Source organism: Serpentinimonas sp. SSL01, assembly GCF_056323735.1.
Genome location: NZ_CM150487.1, coordinates 2,174,450 through 2,191,930 on the forward strand (window position 1 = coordinate 2,174,450; position 17,481 = coordinate 2,191,930).

Annotated in this window: 13 protein-coding genes and 1 pseudogene; 9 read left to right on the top strand and 5 right to left on the bottom strand. The window is 67.7% G+C overall.

Annotated elements, in window-relative coordinates; genetic code table 11:
• The first annotated feature begins 70 nt into the window (after window positions 1-70).
• From ACVMK0_RS10250 to ACVMK0_RS10260, 3 genes are all read left to right on the top strand, one after another.
• Window positions 71-1,405, top strand: a complete 1,335-nt coding sequence (locus tag ACVMK0_RS10250; RefSeq protein ID WP_476463735.1) for an ABC transporter substrate-binding protein — start codon at window positions 71-73, stop codon at window positions 1,403-1,405.
• Between the two features lie 193 nt (window positions 1,406-1,598).
• Window positions 1,599-2,408, top strand: coding sequence for an ABC transporter ATP-binding protein (locus ACVMK0_RS10255; RefSeq protein ID WP_045536823.1), 810 nt, complete (start codon window positions 1,599-1,601; stop codon window positions 2,406-2,408).
• 44 nt (window positions 2,409-2,452) lie between these two features.
• Window positions 2,453-3,730 (top strand): phenylacetate--CoA ligase family protein, encoded by a 1,278-nt coding sequence (locus tag ACVMK0_RS10260; protein WP_476463736.1) that lies wholly within the window; start codon window positions 2,453-2,455, stop codon window positions 3,728-3,730.
• On the opposite strand, the gene ACVMK0_RS10265 is transcribed toward ACVMK0_RS10260, so the two are convergent.
• On the bottom strand, window positions 3,721-4,374 hold the full coding sequence (locus tag ACVMK0_RS10265; RefSeq protein WP_476463737.1) for a glutathione S-transferase family protein: 654 nt from the start codon (window positions 4,372-4,374) through the stop codon (window positions 3,721-3,723). The two genes, ACVMK0_RS10260 and ACVMK0_RS10265, sit on opposite strands and share 10 nt — an antisense overlap.
• A 93-nt stretch (window positions 4,375-4,467) precedes the next feature.
• On the opposite strand from ACVMK0_RS10265, the gene ACVMK0_RS10270 reads away from it, so the two are divergent.
• Window positions 4,468-6,165: an HDOD domain-containing protein gene (locus ACVMK0_RS10270; protein ID WP_476463738.1), complete on the top strand. Its 1,698-nt coding sequence runs from the start codon at window positions 4,468-4,470 to the stop codon at window positions 6,163-6,165.
• A 50-nt stretch (window positions 6,166-6,215) separates the two neighbouring features.
• Here ACVMK0_RS10270 and ACVMK0_RS10275 read toward each other — a convergent pair whose 3' ends face one another.
• The 4 genes and pseudogenes from ACVMK0_RS10275 to ACVMK0_RS10290 form a co-directional block, all read right to left on the bottom strand.
• Window positions 6,216-7,097: a MotB family protein gene (locus ACVMK0_RS10275; RefSeq protein WP_045536827.1), complete on the bottom strand. Its 882-nt coding sequence runs from the start codon at window positions 7,095-7,097 to the stop codon at window positions 6,216-6,218.
• A gap of 9 nt (window positions 7,098-7,106) precedes the next feature.
• Window positions 7,107-7,370 carry a MotA/TolQ/ExbB proton channel family protein gene (locus ACVMK0_RS10280; RefSeq protein WP_197539302.1) on the bottom strand — a complete coding sequence of 88 codons (264 nt, stop codon included), beginning with the start codon at window positions 7,368-7,370 and terminating at the stop codon, window positions 7,107-7,109.
• Between the two features lie 85 nt (window positions 7,371-7,455).
• Window positions 7,456-7,545: pseudogene (locus ACVMK0_RS10285) on the bottom strand (hypothetical protein); the annotation flags it as partial.
• Between the two features lie 454 nt (window positions 7,546-7,999).
• Entirely contained in the window at window positions 8,000-10,816 is a 2,817-nt protein-coding gene (locus tag ACVMK0_RS10290) for a DNA topoisomerase III (RefSeq protein WP_476463739.1), read from the bottom strand.
• 178 nt (window positions 10,817-10,994) lie between these two features.
• On the opposite strand from ACVMK0_RS10290, the gene ACVMK0_RS10295 reads away from it, so the two are divergent.
• The 5 genes from ACVMK0_RS10295 to ACVMK0_RS10315 all read left to right on the top strand — a co-directional run bounded on the left by ACVMK0_RS10295 (window position 10,995) and on the right by ACVMK0_RS10315 (window position 17,397).
• Window positions 10,995-11,798: a biotin--[acetyl-CoA-carboxylase] ligase gene (locus ACVMK0_RS10295; protein ID WP_476463740.1), complete on the top strand. Its 804-nt coding sequence runs from the start codon at window positions 10,995-10,997 to the stop codon at window positions 11,796-11,798.
• Window positions 11,792-12,658 (top strand): hypothetical protein, encoded by an 867-nt coding sequence (locus ACVMK0_RS10300; protein ID WP_476463741.1) that lies wholly within the window; start codon window positions 11,792-11,794, stop codon window positions 12,656-12,658. The genes ACVMK0_RS10295 and ACVMK0_RS10300 overlap by 7 nt, the downstream gene beginning before the upstream one ends.
• Window positions 12,659-12,830: 172 nt before the next feature.
• Window positions 12,831-15,047 carry a diguanylate cyclase domain-containing protein gene (locus tag ACVMK0_RS10305; RefSeq protein WP_476463742.1) on the top strand — a complete coding sequence of 739 codons (2,217 nt, stop codon included), beginning with the start codon at window positions 12,831-12,833 and terminating at the stop codon, window positions 15,045-15,047.
• The gene (locus ACVMK0_RS10310) at window positions 15,044-15,907 is read left to right on the top strand and encodes a nucleotidyltransferase family protein (protein WP_476463743.1); all 864 of its coding nucleotides are present in this window, start codon (window positions 15,044-15,046) and stop codon (window positions 15,905-15,907) included. The genes ACVMK0_RS10305 and ACVMK0_RS10310 overlap by 4 nt, the downstream gene beginning before the upstream one ends.
• On the top strand, window positions 15,904-17,397 hold the full coding sequence (locus ACVMK0_RS10315; protein ID WP_476463744.1) for an aminopeptidase P N-terminal domain-containing protein: 1,494 nt from the start codon (window positions 15,904-15,906) through the stop codon (window positions 17,395-17,397). The genes ACVMK0_RS10310 and ACVMK0_RS10315 overlap by 4 nt, the downstream gene beginning before the upstream one ends.
• The last annotated feature ends 84 nt before the right edge of the window (window positions 17,398-17,481 follow it).

A 17,481-nucleotide genomic window follows, 5' to 3' on the forward strand; every position in this document is an offset into this window, starting at 1 on the left:
CTGGCGCCCGACACCTCGCCCGCCGCCCTCGTCCTTGTGTGAGTTAGGTGTTGGTTTAAGGAGACATTCCATGAGATTGCGACAACTCGCACTATCGGCCGTGGTGGCAGTGGCCGCGCTGACCAGTGCCCTCACCACCAGCTTGGCCATGGCCCAAGCGCCGGTGCAGTTCTTCCCCAGCCTGACCGGCCGCACCGGCGCCGTGGCCCCGAACGCGGCGCCGTTTGCCAACGGCTTCGCCGACTACATGAAGCTGGTCAACGCGCGCGGCGGCATCAATGGCGTGCAAACGCTGGTCGAAGAATGCGAAACCGCCTACGCCACCGACCGCGGCGTGGAGTGCTACGAGCGCCTCAAGGCCCGCCACGGCGGTGCCACGGTGTTCCAGCCGCTCTCGACCGGCATCACCTTCGCGCTCATGCCGCGCTTGGCGGTTGACAGGATCCCCATGATCACCTCGGGTTACGGTCGCAGCGACACCGCTGACGGCGCCATTTTCCCGTGGGTGTTCCCGTTGCTGGGCCACTACTGGATCGCTGGCGACGTGGTGTTGCAACACATCGCCAACCGGTCTGGTGGTTGGGACCGCCTGCGCGGCAAGACCATCGCCGTGGTCTATCACGACAGCCCGTTTGGGCGCGAGGTGCTGCCGATCATCAACCGCCGCGCCGAAATGCACGGCTTCACGGTGCTGGCGCTGCCGGTGCCGCCTCCCGGCGTGGAGCAGCGCGCGATCTGGCTGCAAATCCGCCAGCAGCGGCCCGACTTCGTGATCCTGCAGACTTGGGGCGTGATGACCACGACCGCGATCCGCCAATCGGTGGCCACCGGTTTTCCGCGCGACCGCATGTTTGGCCTCTGGTGGAGCGGGGCTGAGCCCGATCTGCGCGACATCGGCGCCGACGCCCGCGGCTTCAGCGCCGTCATGATGCAGCACGGCCAAGCGCGTGACTCCGAAGTGGTGCGCCAGATTCTGGCCCAGGTGCACGACCGTGGCCAAGGCACCGGCCCGCGCGCCGAAGTCGGCGACGTGCTCTACATGCGCGGCGTGGTCGGCGCCATGCTGGCGGTCGAAGGCGTGTTCCGCGCCCAAGAGCGTTTTGGCCGTGGCCGCCACGTCACCGGCGAGCAAGCGCGCTGGGGCTACGAGAACCTCAACATCACCCAAGCGCGGCTGGACCAGCTCGGCTTTGCCGGGGTGCTGCGCGGCCCGATCGTGACCTCGTGCCGCAACCACGTGGGCACGGCTCTGATGCGCATCCACACCTGGAACGGCACCGGCTTTGACTGGTCTTCGGACTGGCTGCAAGCCGACATGACCGTCATCAACCCCATGATCACGGCTTCGGCCGAGGCCTTTGCGCGCGACAACAACATCACGCGCCGCACCGAGCCGGGCTGCTAAGCCGGCTGCCCCTCGCTGCCGCTGTCGCCTTTGGGTTGGCAGCGCAGCGCGGGGGCTGCCGGGTTGCCATGGCGGGTGCTCTGGCCGTGCACCTAGGCAGCCCGCAGTCGCTTGGCCGACCCGCTCTGATTGGAGCGCTGCGGCCAGCCGACTGCCCTACCGCCAACCGTTTCCCCCCTGTCGAGGTTTACCCATGAGCACGCCTTCCATCGTCATCAACGTCAACGGCATCGAGGTCATCTACAACCACGTGATCTTGGTGCTCAAGGGCGTCTCGCTGCAAGTGGCCGACGGCCAGATCGCCGCCATTCTGGGCGGCAACGGCGCCGGCAAGACCACCACCCTGCGCTCGATCTCCAACCTGCTCAAAGCCGAGCGCGGCGAAGTCACCAAGGGCAGCGTGGAGCTGCGCGGCGAGCGCATCGACATCCTGAGCACCTCCGACCTGGTCAAACGCGGCGTGGTGCAAGTGATGGAAGGGCGCCACTGCTTTGCCCACCTGACGATCGAAGAAAACCTGCTCACCGGCGCCTACACCCGCAGCGGCAAGGCCGAGATCGCGGCCAGCCTCGAGAAGGTCTATAACTACTTTCCGCGCCTCAAGACCCGGCGCACCAGCCAAGCCGCCTACACCTCGGGTGGCGAGCAGCAGATGTGCGCCATCGGCCGCGCCCTGATGGCCAACCCCAGCGTGCTGCTGCTCGACGAACCCTCCATGGGGCTGGCGCCGCAGATCGTCGAAGAGGTGTTCGAGATCGTCAAAGACCTGAACCAGAAAGAGCGCGTCACCTTTTTGATCGCCGAGCAAAACACCAACATGGCGCTGCGCTACGCCGACTACGGCTACATCATGGAGAGCGGGCGCATCGTCATGGACGGCAAGGCCGACGACCTGCGCAACAACGAAGACGTGAAAGAGTTCTACCTCGGCATGGGCGGCACCGAGCGCAAGAGCTTCAAAGATGTGAAAAGCTACAAACGGCGCAAGCGCTGGCTGGCTTGAGCCCCGGCCCGAGCGATCAAAACGACACAGAAAGCCCTGCCGCCATGCCTGCACACTACGACGCCTTGGAAACCCGCGCCCCAGCCGAGCGCGAGGCCGCTTTGCTGGCGGCTTTGCCGGCGCACGTGCGCCATGCGCAGACCCACAGCGCGGCTTATGCTGATTTGCTGGCCGGCGTCAGCCCCGAGGCGATTTGCAGCCGCAGCGCCTTGGCGCAACTGCCGCTGCTGCGCAAGAGCGAGCTGCTGGCGCGCCAGCAAGCCAGCCGGGCCGCCGGTGGCGACCCCTTCGGCGGTTTTTCCACCATCGGCTGGCTGGGCCTGCGCCAAGCGGCCACCGCGCGGCGCGTCTATCAGTCGCCCGGCCCGATCTACGAACCCGAAGGCTTGGCGCCCGACTACTGGCGCGTGGCGCGGGCGCTGGTGGCGGCGGGCTTCGAGCCCGGTGAGCTGGTGCACAACTGCTTTAGCTACCACCTCACACCCGGCGCTTGGATGATGGAAAGCGGCGCCCAGGCGCTGGGCTGCGCCGTGATCCCGGGTGGCGTGGGCAACACCGAGCAGCAACTGGTAGCGCTTGCCGACCTGCGCCCCAGCGCCTACACCGGCACCCCGAGTTTTTTGCGCATCTTGGTTGAAAAAGCCGAGCAAGCCGGGCAAAAGCTGTCGATCAGCAAAGCCTTGGTCTCGGGCGAGGCCTTTCCGCCGTCGCTGCGAGACTGGTTGCAAGAACGCGGCATTGCCGCCTACCAGTGCTACGCCACCGCCGACGCTGGCGTGATCGCCTACGAAACGGCTGCGCGCCAAGGCCTGGTGCTCGACGAGCAGGTGCTGCTCGAGATCGTGCGCCCGGGCACCGCCGAACCCGTGCCCGATGGCGAGGTAGGCGAGGTGGTGGTCACGGTGTTCAACCCCGACTACCCGCTGCTGCGCTTTGGCACCGGCGACCTGTCGGCTATTCTTCCCGGTCCGTGCCCCAGCGGACGCAGCAACGTGCGCATCAAAGGCTGGCTGGGCCGCGCCGACCAGACCACCAAGATCAAGGGCATGTTCGTGCACCCGGGGCAAGTGGCCGAGGTGCTACGCCGCCACCCCGAGCTGCACAAAGGGCGCTTGGTGGTCAGCGGCCAGATGGCCGACGACCTGATGCTGCTGCGCGCCGAGCTGCGGCCGGACTTTGCTGCCGCATCTGCAGACTTGGCCGAGGCGTTGGCGCACAGCCTGCGTGAAGTCACCAAGCTGCGCGGCCAAGTCGAGCTGCTGGCCCCCGGCACCCTGCCCAACGACGGCAAGGTGATCGAGGACGCCCGCCGTTACGACTGAGACTGATACAGATTGAGCGTCAGGCGCTCGCGCTCGATCACCCGCGCCACCGCCGGCAGGGCAGCAAAGTCTTGCACCAGCGCCCAAGTGGCGGGCAGGCTTTGCGGGTCGATCCCCGCCAGCCCGCCCCAGCGCAGCAGCGTGAGCGCATAGGCGTCGAGCGCGCCGGGCTGCTCACCGCCGAGCCACGGCGTGGCTTTGTGCGCCACCCACTGCTCGATGTCGGCCAATTCCCGGCGGTACTGCGCCGGCGCGTGCGCCTTGATCAAAGCCTGGCAGGCGGCGTCGTCGCTGAACTTTTGGGGGGCAAAAAAGCGCCCAAAGGTCGGGTGCACGGTGTTGTTCATCCACAGCAGCTTTTCCAACGCCCGGGTGCGCGCCAAGCCCGCAGGCGGCAACAGTTGCGCCTGGGGAAAGCGCTGGTCCAGGTGCAACACGATGGCCACGATCTGGCTGATGGCGTCGGAGCCATCGACCAACACCGGCACCTGACCGTGCGGGTTGAGGGCCAGAAACTCGGGGCTGCGCTGCTCGCCGCGGTGCAGCTTGAGCAACACCGGCTCGAAGGTGGCGCCAGCCAACTCGAGCGCGGCGTGTGCCACGAAAGAACAGGCTCCGGGCGAAAAATACAGCTTGAGGCTCATGCGCATCTCCAAAAAACAGGTTGTAGGTCGCGACGCATCATAAACCGGGCGCACAATGGCTTACAGTAGCCGGCAGCCCAATGCCGCCCCAAGATGAGCAGCCCACACACCCCACCCGCCCCTGCAGCCCCGCTGGGATTGTCCGCCTGGCGCAAACGCCTAGCGGCGGTGCAGCTGCCCTTGGTCAGCCCGCCCGAGGTGCTCAAGGCGCTGCAGGACCCAGACTTGCCCAGTCCGCGCTTGCTCGAGGCCCTGAACCGCGACCTGCCGCTGGGCTTGGCGGTGATGCGCCATGCGCAGAGTGCAATGCCCAAGGGCCAGCGCGTCAGCGACCTGGCTCACGCTGTGGGCATACTGGGCCTCACGCGCCTCTACAAGCTGATCGACACCCTGGGCCAGCAGCGCTTGCAGCTGGACAAACCGGGCCATCTGCGCTTGGCCGAAGCGTTGCAAACCAGCCGCCTAGCTGGGCATTTGGCACTGCAGTTTGCCCAGATCGAGCCGGGCAACACCGGCTTGGCGCGCATGGGCGCGGTGCAGGCACAAAACGTGGCCGAGTGGCTGCTGGCAGTGGCGGCGCCCGCCTTGGCCGACACCTTGGCGCAGCGGGTGCAGGACAACGAACGCCCGGCACGGGTCGAGCAGGAGCTGCTGGGCTGCACGCTGACGCAGCTCAGCGCCGCCGTAGCCGTGGATCTGGGTCTGTTTCAGGCCGACAGCGCGACCTTGCTGCATGCGGTAGAGCCAGCGCTGCTCGGCCGCGCTGCCCGGCTGGCTTGGATGGGCACCAACCCGCCTGAAATCCTGCCCGAAATCGGGCGCTGGCTGCACCGGCCCAGCACCCTGCCTTCGCTGCTGCAAATGCTGGCGCACGAGCTCATGCACGACTGGTACAGCCGACGCAGCACCCTCCTGTTTAAGGCGCTCTCGGCGCACCGCCACCTTAAGCTCGACCAGGTGCTGTACGCGACCCGGCGCGCCGCCGTGCAAGCCAGCCAGGAACCGCATTTGTGGGCCTTTTGCGCCGCCCCGGCCGCGCGTCTGCTGTGGCCACCCAAACCCCGCCAGCGCCGCGTGCGCGCCGCCGCTCCAGCGGCCGAGTCCGTGCGCAAGCCCGCGCCACTTGAGCCAACGGCTCGCGTGCCACAGCCGGCTCACCTCAAAGCCCCCAGCCCAGCCCCAGCGCCCGAGCCACACCCAAAGCCCCCGCTCCAGCACCCCAGCTCCATCGAGCCCGGCAGCCGCGCCCGCAACCTGATCGACCTGTTCGTAGAAGACTGCCGCAGCGGCCGCCACGCCGACCTGAGCACTTTCTTTCGCGCCTTCAAGCTCAGCCTGGCCGACGGCTTGGGTTTGGAGCGCTACGCGCTGTTTTTGAAGATGGCGCAGGGCGACAAACTGGTGTGTTTTCTGGCGCGCGGTTTTGGCTCCGAGATCGAGCCGCGCCGCTACAGCCTGGCGCTGGATGGGCACAACCTGATCGCCAAGGTATTTTCACAGCCCAACGGCTTTTACATGGCCGAACGCGGCCGCGTGGCCGGGCTGCGCGCCCTGCTGCCCGAAAAGCTGCGCCCCGAGCTGCTCGACAGCGGCGCGCTGTGGGGGGCGGTGCACGTGAACCAGCGCTCGGTCGGCGTGTTGTGGGCCGACGGTGGTGCCGCCGGCGACGACCTCGACCCGGTGCAATATGCCGGGTTCAAGCTGCTGGTGCGCCACTTTGGCGACGAGCTCACGCGCCTGATGCGGGTGCAAAAGAGCCAAACCGTGTTTGCCGACTCGCAAGGGCGCTAAACCGGCCGCAACCAGCGGCCCAAGCGCTGCCGGCCCCGCTCTCTGCCAGCCTACTGCCAGCCGACCTGGAACGCCTCCTCGGCGCGCCCCTGCTCGAGCAAACTCAGCACCTTGGCTTGGTACTGGGCAATGGGCTGCTCCAGATCGACCACGATCTCGACGCGCCGGTTCTGTGCCCGGTTTTCGGGCGTGAGGTTGTCCTGCACCGGCCGCGTTTCGGCCAACCCACTGATGCGCAGGCGATCCATCGCCACCGCGCCCTTGGCCAGCAAGGCGTTGGCCACCGAGGCCGCGCGCGCCGCCGACAGATCCCAGTTCGAGGCATAGCGCGCCGAGCGCATCGGGATGTTGTCGGTGTGGCCCTCGATCGAAATCCGGCCCGGCACTTGCGCCAGCGAATCGCCAATATCGCCCAAAATGCCCTGAAACTCACCTGACAACTGCGACGAGCCGGAACCAAAGGAGCCGCGCTCCTCGATGCGGATGATGAGCCGGTTTTCTTCCTGCAACAGCTGCAGCTTTCCGGCCTGTATTTCTTGCTCCAGCGCTTGCGCCAGCTGCTGTGCCGTGCGTGCAACTTGCTGCTGCGTGGCTTGCTCGAGCTGCGCCAACACCTGGGCGGTGTGGGTTTTGAGGCGCGGGTCATCTTGCTGGGTTTGCTGGCGCACCTCGTCGAGCAGCGTGGGCTCGGGGCGGCCCGGCGAGAAATGGTCGAACACCGGGCTCGTGCCCATGGGGATCTCCATTGCCGGCACCTCGCGCTGCACGCCAAAGGCTTGCTCCAGCGATTCGGCGATCTGCTTGAATTTGGTGGCGTCGATCTCGGCAAAGGAGAGCAGCAGCACAAAAAAGCACATCAGCAGCGACATCAGGTCGGCAAAGGTCATGACCCAAGCCGGCATGGAGCGCTTTTCCTCTTCGGGTTCCTCCATGGCCACGGCTCAGTCCTCGGCCTTGCGCTGCTTGGGCGGCAGGTAGCTGTTCACGAGCTGCTCGACCACGCGCGGGTTGCTGCCGCTTTGTATGGCGGTGACGGCGTCGATCAGCATCGCGTTCATGCGCGCCTCTTCGGTCATGCGCAGGTTGAGCTTGTCGGCCAGTGGCAGAAAAATCATGGTCGCCAAAATGGCGCCGTAGAGCGTGGTCAGCAAAGCCACCGCCATCGCCGGGCCGATCGAGGCCGGGTCTTCCATGTTGGCCAGCATCTGCACGAGGCCGATCAGGGTGCCTGATCATGCCCATGGCCGGGGCCACGTCGCCCATGGCCGAGAACACCTTGGCACCCCAGCGGTGCCGGTCCAGCGTCAGCAGGCGCTCTTTTTCCAGCTTGGAGCGCACGACCTCGGGCGCGTGGCCATCGACCATCATCTGGATGCCCATTTTGAAAAACGTGACCTCGGTGTCGTGGCCGTCGAGCGCCAAAAAACCGTCTTTGCGCGCGATGCGCGAGACTTCGAGAATCTCTTCGATCAGGGCGTCGGTGGCGGGCAGCTTGAACTTGAAAGCCTTGACGGCAACCTTGAAGGCCCCAAAAACTGCTGCAGGCTAAACTTGGACAGCACCACGAACACGCTGCCACCGATCACAATCAGCACCGAAGCCGGATCGAGAAAGCCGCCGGGGTCGGCGCCCAAAATGATGGCGGCCATAACGATGGCCATCGCGCCGATGAGTCCGATGAGGGTAGCGAGATCCAAAGCGTAAACTCCAGTTTGTGGCCGCTGCGTGGCCTCCAGCGGCCCATGCTGTTTCAGGCGTTGCACGCTGCGGTGCAACAACTGCACCGAGTATATTGAGCTTCGATGAAAGGCGGCCTAAAACCCGACCGCTTTTTTCAGTTTGCTGAGCCTGTGCTGTTGCGCACCGCCGACTTGCGCACCGTTGTTTTGCGCGCAGCGGCGGGCTTGACCGCACGGGTGCCTTTGGCCGCCGCAGCCGCCTTGGCAGGCACGGCCGCCGTCCCCGGTTCGGCCTTGGCTGCTGGGGTGGGCTTGGCCGCCGCTGGCTTGCGCGCCGCTGTTTTGCCGGCAGGGCGGGGCTCGAACTCGAAGCCCACCTTGCCCGCGGCCGCGTCCCACACCAGATAGGCTTTGAAGGCGCGCCGGGTTTTGTTCGAGACGAAGCGCTGCAACAAATCGGTCTTGCCGCTGTGCAGCAGCTTGCTCATCTGCGCCGGCTCGATCACCTGCTGCAAGATCACGGCCCCGCTCTTGAAGTCGCAGTTCGGCTCGGCCTGCAGCGTGCTGGGCACGGCGTGGCTGCACACGTACTGGCTGCCGTGGGCATAGACCGGGCTGGCGCACTTGGGGCAGGGCCCGAGCGGCTCGGCGGCGCTGAAGTCGGCCAGCTCGCCGCTACCTTCGGCCTTTTTGTCGTCGCCAAAGTCGAATTCCAACTTCCAGTTTTGCCCCTCGGCGTCGAAGGCCAGCGCCAACTCGGCGACGAAGGGCCAACCGGCCTTGGAGCGAAAGCCCTGCAGCGGCCCGATGCGCCGGTCGCGCAACAGGGCTTCGGCCTCGGCCAGCTCAAAGGTGCGCCCGGCGGGCGACTTGCCAAAAGAAAAACCGCAGCCCTGGCCGGACTCGGCAGCGGCTTCGGTCGCGCCCTCGGCCGCGCCGGGCCCGGTGCAGGCGTAGCGGCGGTAGTTTTCGCGCACCACGCCGCCGCAGTTGGGGCAGAGGGTGCGCAGGGTGGCGTAGTCGCCGGGCACGCTGTCGCGGTCGTACTCTTTGGCCTGGCGCACCATGCGCTCGGTCAGTTCGGCGATCTGGCGCATAAAGTCGGCGCGGCTCAGCTGCCCGCGCTCCATCAGCGCCAGCTTGTGCTCCCATTGGCCGGTGAGCTCGGGCTTGCACAGCTCTTGCACCTGCAGGCCGCGCAGCAGCGTCATGAGCTGGAACGCCTTGGCGGTGGGAATGATCTCGCGGCCCTCGCGCAGCAGGTAGTTTTCGCTCAGCAGGCCCTCGATGATGGCGGCGCGCGTGGCCGGGGTGCCCAGCCCCTTGTCGGCCATGGCACTGCGCAGCTCCTCGTCGTCGAGCAGCTTGCCTGCGCCTTCCATGGCCCCGAGCAGGGTGGCTTCGTTGTAGCGCGCCGGGGGCCGGGTTTGCAGCGCCTTGACCGCGGCCTCGGCGGTCTGCACCGTTTCGCCGGGCTGCACCGGCACCAGGCGCTGGCCCTTGTCGCCGGCTTGGGCGCCATCGGCCTCGTCCGCGGCCTCTTTGCCATAGACCGCCATCCAGCCCGGCTTGAGCAGCACCTTGCCCTCGGTCTTGAAGGCGTGGCTGGCCGCCGCCAGATGCACGGTGCTGATGCGGGTCGTGAGCTGGAACTCGGCTGGCGGGAAGAACACCGCCAGAAAGCGCCGCGCCACCAGGTCGTAGAGTTTTTGCTCGGCTTCGCTCAGGCCGCTGGGCGCCTGCAGGGTGGGGATGATGGCAAAGTGGTCGCTCACCTTGCTGTTGTCGAACACGCGCTTGCTGGGCCGGATGTAGCCCTGGTCGAGTGCGGTGCGCGCGTGCGGCGCCAGGTGCGACAGGTGGCTGGCGGCGAGCATGGCCACGGTTTGCTGCACCGTGCTCAGGTAGTCTTCGGGCAGGGCGCGGCTGTCGGTGCGCGGGTAGGTCAGGGCCTTGTGCCGTTCGTACAGGCTCTGCGCCAGCGCCAGCGTGGTTTTGGCGCTGAAGCCAAAGCGCCCGTTGGCCTCGCGCTGCAAGCTGGTGAGGTCGTAGAGCAGCCCGCAGGCCTGGGTGCTGGGCTTGGATTCTTCGCTCACTTGCGCCGGCTGGCCGCGCACGGCGGCGGCGATGGCCTCGGCGGCGGCGGCGTTCCAGAGGCGGTCGGCCTTGAGCTCGGGGTCGGCGGCGTCGCCAGCGGGTTTTTTGAAGCCCGGGTCAAACCACTTGCCGGGGTAGCTGCCGGCTTGGGCATCAAAGCTGGCGTGCAGCTCCCAGTAGTCGCGGCTCTTGAAGGCGCGGATTTTTTCTTCGCGCTCGACCACCACCGCCAGCGTCGGCGTCTGCACCCGGCCCACGGTGGTGAGGAAAAAACCGCCGTCGCGGCTGTTGAAGGCGGTCAGGGCGCGGGTGCCGTTGATGCCCACCAGCCAGTCGGCCTCGGAGCGGCTGCGCGCGGCGTCGGCCAGCGGGCGCATCTGCGCGTCGCTGCGCAAGGCGCCAAAGCCGTCGCGGATGGCCTGCGGCGTCATCGACTGCAACCACAGCCGCTGCACCGGCTTGCCCAGCCCCTTGGCGCCGCCAGCGTACTGCTCGATCAGCCTGAAGATCAGCTCGCCCTCGCGCCCGGCGTCGCAGGCGTTGATCAGCGCCGTCACGTCTTTGCGCTTGGCCAGCTTGACCACGGCGTTGAGGCGCGACTTGGTTTTTTCGATCGGCCGCAAGTCGAACTGCGGCGGGATCACCGGCAGGTGGGCAAAGCTCCACTTGCCGCGCTTGACCTCGTGGGTCTCGGGGGCGGCGATCTCCACCAAGTGCCCCACCGCCGAGGTGACAAGGTAGCGCTCGTTCTCGTAGTGCTCGTCGTGCTTGTCGAACTTGCCCGCCAGCGGCGTCAGGGCGCGCACCAAGTCTTGTGCGACCGAGGGTTTTTCGGCGATTACCAGGGTTTTGTGGCTGTTGCTCGTGGTCATCATCTCTACAATCCGTTCTCATGCGCGCACGCGCGCCCATGCATGAGTTAACCTTAGCAAAATTTTGGCCCTTTTCCATGAAGCGCCCAAATCTTGCGCCGCCGACCGATCTCCTGCCCGCTCACCTGCCCGTTCATCTCGCTCAGCCCGCCCTTCACGACCCGCCCGCGCCCTTGCTCCCATGACCGACGCCCGCCTTCTGGCCGATCTGCACGCCGCCGCCGAATCGGTGTGGCAAGACGTGGTGCCGCTGTGTCCGGGCTTTGCGGTCGAGGTGCTGCCGCGCATCGACTCCACCAACTCCGAGCTCATGCGCCGCGCCCGCGACGGCGCGCTGCACCCGCTGCTGCTGGTGGCGGCCGAGCAAAGCGCGGGCCGGGGCCGCCAGGGGCGCCAATGGCTCGGTCAGCCCGGCGCGGCGCTCACCTTCTCGCTCGGCTTGCCGCTGCAGCCCGCCGAATGGTCGGGCCTGTCGCTGGCGGTGGGGGTGGCGCTGGCCGAGGCGCTGCACCCGCAGGTGCAGATCAAGTGGCCCAACGACCTGTGCTGGCAAGGCCGCAAGCTCGGCGGTGTGCTGGTCGAGACCGTGTCCTTGGGCGTGCAGCGCTACGCGGTGATCGGCGTGGGCCTGAACCTGGTGGCGCCGGCGCTTCCGCCCGATGCGGTGCTTGGCCCCGGCATGCCGGCCCTGCCCGCTGCGGGCTTGCTCGATTTGATGCCCGACGCCCCCAAGGGCGTGGGCCACTGGCTGCGCCGCGTGGCGCCGCCGCTGCTGCGCCACGCGCTGGATTTTGAGGCCCAGGGTTTTGCCCACCTGGTGCCGCGTTACGCCGCCCGCGATGCCTTGATGGGGCGCCCGGTGCGCCTCTCCGACGGCCGCGAAGGCGTGGCCGACGGCGTACGCGCCGACGGAGCGCTGTGGCTGGCCACGGCCAGCGAGCGCAGCGCGGTCTGGCAACACGAAGTGAGCGTGCGCCCGTGCTGAGAGCCCTGGCCCTGTGGCTGCTGCTGGGCAACCTGTTGCTCTGGGCCTATGGCCAAGGCCATCTGGCGCCGCTCGGGCTGACCCCGCACCAAGCGCGCGAACCCGAGCGGCTGGCGCAGCAGGTGGAGCCGCAGGCGCTGCGCGTGCTCAATGCCTCTGTGCCCGCGGCCGCGCTGACCGCGGCCGCACCCGCACCCGCGCCAGAGCCCTTGCCCGAGCCCTTGCTTGCTCCAGCTGCTGTTGCACAAGCCACCGCCGAGCCCACCGAGACCTTGATACTGCCCGGCGTAGAAACCGCACTCGCGCCCGCGCCCGAACCAGCGCCAGCACCCGTTCTTGCCCCTCCTACCCCTACCCCGGCCCCTGCTCCGCCGCCTCCTCCGGCTCCCGCCACCACGGTGCCGACCGCGGGCAACGCTTGCTGGCAAGTCAGGCGCTTGAGCAGCGGGCAGGCGGCGCTGATTCGCGCCGCCCTGAGCGAACGCGCCGACCTGCAAGGCCGCTGGAGCTTGAACGAGGTGCGCATCGCGCCGCGCTGGCTGGTTTATGTCGGACCGCTGGCAAACGAGCGCGCCTTGCAGCAGCGCCGGGCCGAATTGACACTGGCCCAGATCGAGCACCGCAGCCTGGCCGCGCCACTGGCGCCCGGACTGGCGCTGGGCACCTTCAGCGCACGCGAGGGCGCCGAACGCGCCTTGGCGCAACTGCGCGCGCGCGGCGTCACCGACGCCCGCGTGCTGCAAGAACGGCCCGAATCGATCGTGCACACGCTGGTGCTCAACCCCATCAGCGCCGCCGAGCGCCGCCAGCTCGAAGCCAAGGCCATCTGGCCGCCCAACGCGCTGCAGCCGTGCCCCTAAAAGCCGCCTGCGCGCACCCCCACGCCCGTGGCCGCCGCCACAACCCAAGCCACCCAAAAGCCCCCGAATCGCACTAAAACATTATAAAAAAACCAACTTTGAGCAGTAAAATGCTAATAAAAGCAGCAAAAAACTCAAAAAATCTGGTCCATTTCTGTAGTATTTTGAAATCATGCCGACCATTCACCCCTCTCACCGCTCCGAAACGCGCGCCGCCTTGCGTGCGCTGGTGCTGTTGGGTGCTGCATGCCTTGCCTTGTTTTGGCTGCCTCTGCCGCAGTTTGCCGATTGGCCGCAGTTCGATCTCAAGTTCAGACTGACCCTCGACATGGTCGCGGTGTGTTTGGCTGCCTTGATCTTTGCCATTGTCTGGTCGGCACCGGCGGGCAGCGCACCACGCGGCGCCCAGCTGTTGGCCAGCGCCTTTTTGGGCGTGGCGCTGCTCGACGGGTTGCACTTGTTGCTCACCGCCACGGTGCCCGGTTACGACTCCGCCAACCTATACGCCTTGGATTTTTCGCTGGCCTCGCGCCTAGTGGCTGCGCTGGCCATAATTTATGCAGTTTGGCAGCCTTGGTCCGCGCGCCCGCCCTCGCGCAAAGCGCGCTGGCATGCCGCGATGCTGGCTTTGGCGAGCTCGGTGGCGATGTTGGGCTTGGTGCTGCTCTTTGGCACCGGGTTGCGCTGGCCTGCGTTTTTAGAGCAAGGCGCCGATGCCATCGGCCCAGCGATGCACCAGCGCTGGGTGCTTGGGCTGCTGCTCGTCCTGCTGGTGCTGGGTGCCTTGCGCCTGCTCAGCTTGCTGCGCCAACCCCGCCGGTTCAATGCCAGCGGCTTTCTGGGCGCGACGCTGGCGCTGCTGGCCAACAGTGCCCTGCTGTTGCACGGCACCGGCTCGACCGACCCTTACTTGATCAGCGGCTACGCCTTCATGCTGCTGGCCTACGGCTTTCTCTATCAGGCCCTGTTTGCAGAAACCGTCCGGGCGCCGCACCGCGCACTGCTCGCGCGCACCACCGAGCTCGAACAGGCCCGCGCCCAACTGGCGCACGATCACCAGCAACTGCAGGCCGCCAGCGCGCAAATGCAGCAAGAAATCGCCGAACGCGAACGCGCCCAAGCCGAGCGCGCAACCCTGGTGCGCCAACTGAGCGACCTGGCGGCGAACGTTCCCGGGGTGCTGTTCACCTACCGCCACGACGCCGACGGCCGTCCCCACTGCCACTACCTGAGCCAGCGTGTCGAGGCCGTGTGCGGCCTGGCGCGCGATCAGCTGCAAACCGACATCGCCCATTTGATGGCACGCTTGCGCACCCGCGACCGGGTGCAGCTGCTGCGTGACATGGCCGAATCCGAACGCCAGCTCGAGACCCTGCACACCACCTTCAGGCTGCCGCACCCCGAGCGCGGCTTGCGCTGGATCGAAGTCACCGCGCAGCCGCACCGCCAACCCGACAGCAGCCTGCTGTGGCACGGCTACGCCCACGATGTCACGCGCACCCACAGCGATCAAGAATGGCTGCGCCTTGCTGATAGGGTGTTTGATGCCAGCGAAAGCGGTATTTTTGTCACCGATGCGCGCCGCCGCCTGGTCAAGGTCAACCCCGCTTTTTCCGCCATCACCGGCTATCCACCTGAAGAGGTGCTAGGCCGTTCGCCCAAATTGCTCGGCTCTGGCCAGCACGAACCGCAATTTTTTGCCCGCATGCTCGACACGCTGGCGCAGGTCGGGCGCTGGCAAGGCGAGGTCTGGAACCGGCGCCGCTCGAGCGAGTTGTATGCGCAATGGTTGGCGGCGTCGTGCATCCGCAACGCGGCGGGCGAAATCACGCACTATCTGGCCGTTTTTTCTGACATTTCTGGCCTGAAGGCGCACGAGCAGCAGCTCGACCACCTGGCCAACCACGACATGCTCACCGGCCTGCCCAACCGGCGCTTGCTGCGCGACCGGCTGCAGCAGGCCATCGCTTACAGCCAGCGCAACGGCAGCGGTCTGGCGCTGGCCATGCTCGACCTCGATGGCTTCAAGCCGGTCAACGACGTGCACGGCCATGCGGTGGGCGACAAGCTGCTGGCCGAGGTGGCGCTGCGGCTGCGCCAGGTGGTGCGCGCCGACGAAACCGTGGCTCGTTTGGGCGGCGACGAATTCGTGCTGCTGTTTCGCGAAAACCACGGGCCGCTGCCGCTCGAGCGCGTGCTGCAAACGCTGCAAGAGCCGATGCAGATCAACGGCCTGCGGCTGCAGGTGGGGGCCAGCATGGGCGTCACGCGGCTGCGCGCCGACAACGGCAGTGTCGAGCAGATGCTGCAAGAGGCCGACCAAGCCATGTACCGCGCCAAAAATGCAGGCCGCAACCGCTTTGAGTTCTTTCAACCAGAGCCCCAATGACGATACCGCAGCCCGCCCCCATTGCGCCCGCGCCAGCCACCGCGCTGCTGCTGGCCGCTGGCCGCGGCGAGCGCATGCGCCCACTCACCGACCGCACCCCCAAGCCGCTGCTGGCCCTGCACGGCCAGCCGCTGATCGCCTGGCACCTGGACGCGCTGGCGCGCGCTGGCGTGCGCCACGCCGTCATCAACACCGCCTGGTTGGGCGAGCAGCTGCCGCAGCGCTTGGGCCAGGTCTGGCGTTGCCCCGCACCCGCTTTGGCCACAGCAGATCTGCCTGCTGCGGCCCAAAGCGCCGGCCACCCCCAAGCGCCCGATCCGGGCGCTGGACTAGCCCTGAGCTATTCGCACGAAGGGCGCGACTTTGGCGGCGCGCTCGAAACCGCCGGCGGCATCGCGCGCGCGCTGCCCGCGCTGGCCGACTGCTTCTGGGCCGTGGCCGCCGACGCCTACGCGCCCCGCTTTGCCTTCGACCCCGCGGCCTTGCAGCGCTTTGCCGCCAGCGGCCGGCTGGCGCACCTGTGGCTGGTGCCCAACCCGCCGCAGCACCCGGGCGGCGACTTCGGCCTCGGGCCCAACCCCGACCCTTGCAGCCACCCGCTGGCGCTCAACCTGCCACCCACGCACCCCGGGGCGCGCCACACCTTCAGCGGGCTGGCGCTGTACCGGCGCGCGCTCTTTGCCCCGCCTTGGCTCGCCATCGAATCCGGCAACCCGCAGGGCATTCGTGCCGCCCTGGCACCGCTGTTGCGCCGGGCCATGGACAATGGCCTGGTGAGCGCCGAGCTGTACCTCGACCCCTGGGCCGACGTCGGCACCCCGGAGCGCCTGGCCGCCCTCGAAGCACAACCCCGCACATGAACGCCACCCACCCCCAAGCCATCGATCCCGTTGACAACCCCGCTACCAGCCCCGATGCTGACCCGGCTGCCCCCGCAGCATCCACCCCGGCCTACGCCCCAGTCGCCCACGTTGGCGCCTATGCCGCGCGCCGCGCTCGCTTGGCGGCCCAGCTGGGCCCCGGCGGCATCGCCCTCATCCCCACCGCGCCCGAGCGCAAGCGCAACCGCGACAACGAGCACCCCTACCGCTTCGACAGCTATTTTTACTACCTCACCGGCTTCACCGAGCCCAACGCCTGGCTGCTGCTCGACGAGCACGGCCACAGCACCCTGTTTTGCCAGCCCAAAGACCTGCAGCGCGAGATCTGGGACGGCTACCGCCTAGGGCCCGAAGCGGCCCCGGCCGCGCTCGGCGTCAGCGCCGCCCACTCGATCGACGAGCTCGACGCCCGCCTGCCCGCGCTGCTCGAAAACCGCAGCAGCCTGTGCTACCCCTTCGCCACCCACCCCGGCCTCGAAGGCCGCATCGACGGCTGGCTGCACAAAGTGCGTGCGCGCGCGCGCTACGGCGCCCTGTGCCCCGACACCCAGCGCGACCTGTGCGCCTTGCTCGACGAGATGCGCCTGTTCAAAGACGCGCACGAACTCGAACTCATGCGCCGCGCCGCGCAGATCAGCGCCGGCGCCCACGTGCGCGCCATGCAGCAATGCGCCCGCTGGCTGCGTGGCGGCCGGGCGCTGCGCGAATACCACCTCGAGGCCGAACTGCTGCACGAATTTCGCCGCCACGGCGCCCAAGGCCCGGCCTACGGCAGCATCGTCGCCGCCGGCGCCAACGCCTGCGTGCTGCACTACCGCGCCGACGCCGCGCCGGTGCGCCCCGGCGAGCTGGTGCTGATCGACGCCGGCTGCGAGCTCGACGGCTACGCCAGCGACATCACCCGCACCTTCCCCGCCAACGGCCGCTTCAGCGGGCCGCAGCGCGACGCCTACCAACTGGTGCTGGCGGCGCAAGAAGCCGCCGTCGCCGCCACCCGGCCCGGGCAGCGCTTCACCGACCCGCACCAGGCCAGCGTGCGCGTGCTGGCGCAAGGCATGCTGGATCTGGGCCTGCTCGATGGCACCAAAGTGGGCACGCTCGACGACGTGATCGAGCAGCGCCACTACTTTCGTTTTTACATGCACCGCACCGGCCACTGGCTCGGGCTCGACGTGCACGACGTGGGCCGCTACGTCGAACCGGGCGAGATCGGCCAGGTCAGCGAGCGCACCGACCCGCTCAGCGGCGAAACCATCAAAGACCGCCCCAGCCGCATCCTGCGCCCCGGCATGGTGCTCACGCTCGAACCGGGCCTGTACGTGCGCCCCGCCGACGACGTGCCGCCAGCGTTTTGGAATATCGGCATACGCATCGAGGACGATGCCGTGGTCACCGAACACGGCTGCGAGCTGATCACGCGCGCCGTGCCCGTAGCGCCAGACGCCATCGAGGCGCTGATGCGCGACTGAAGCCAGAGGCTCGATTGGGCGCACCCTCGGTTCGGTTTGGGTGCATGCGGCGCAAAGGCGGGAATGTTGGGGCGCAAAGGGGCG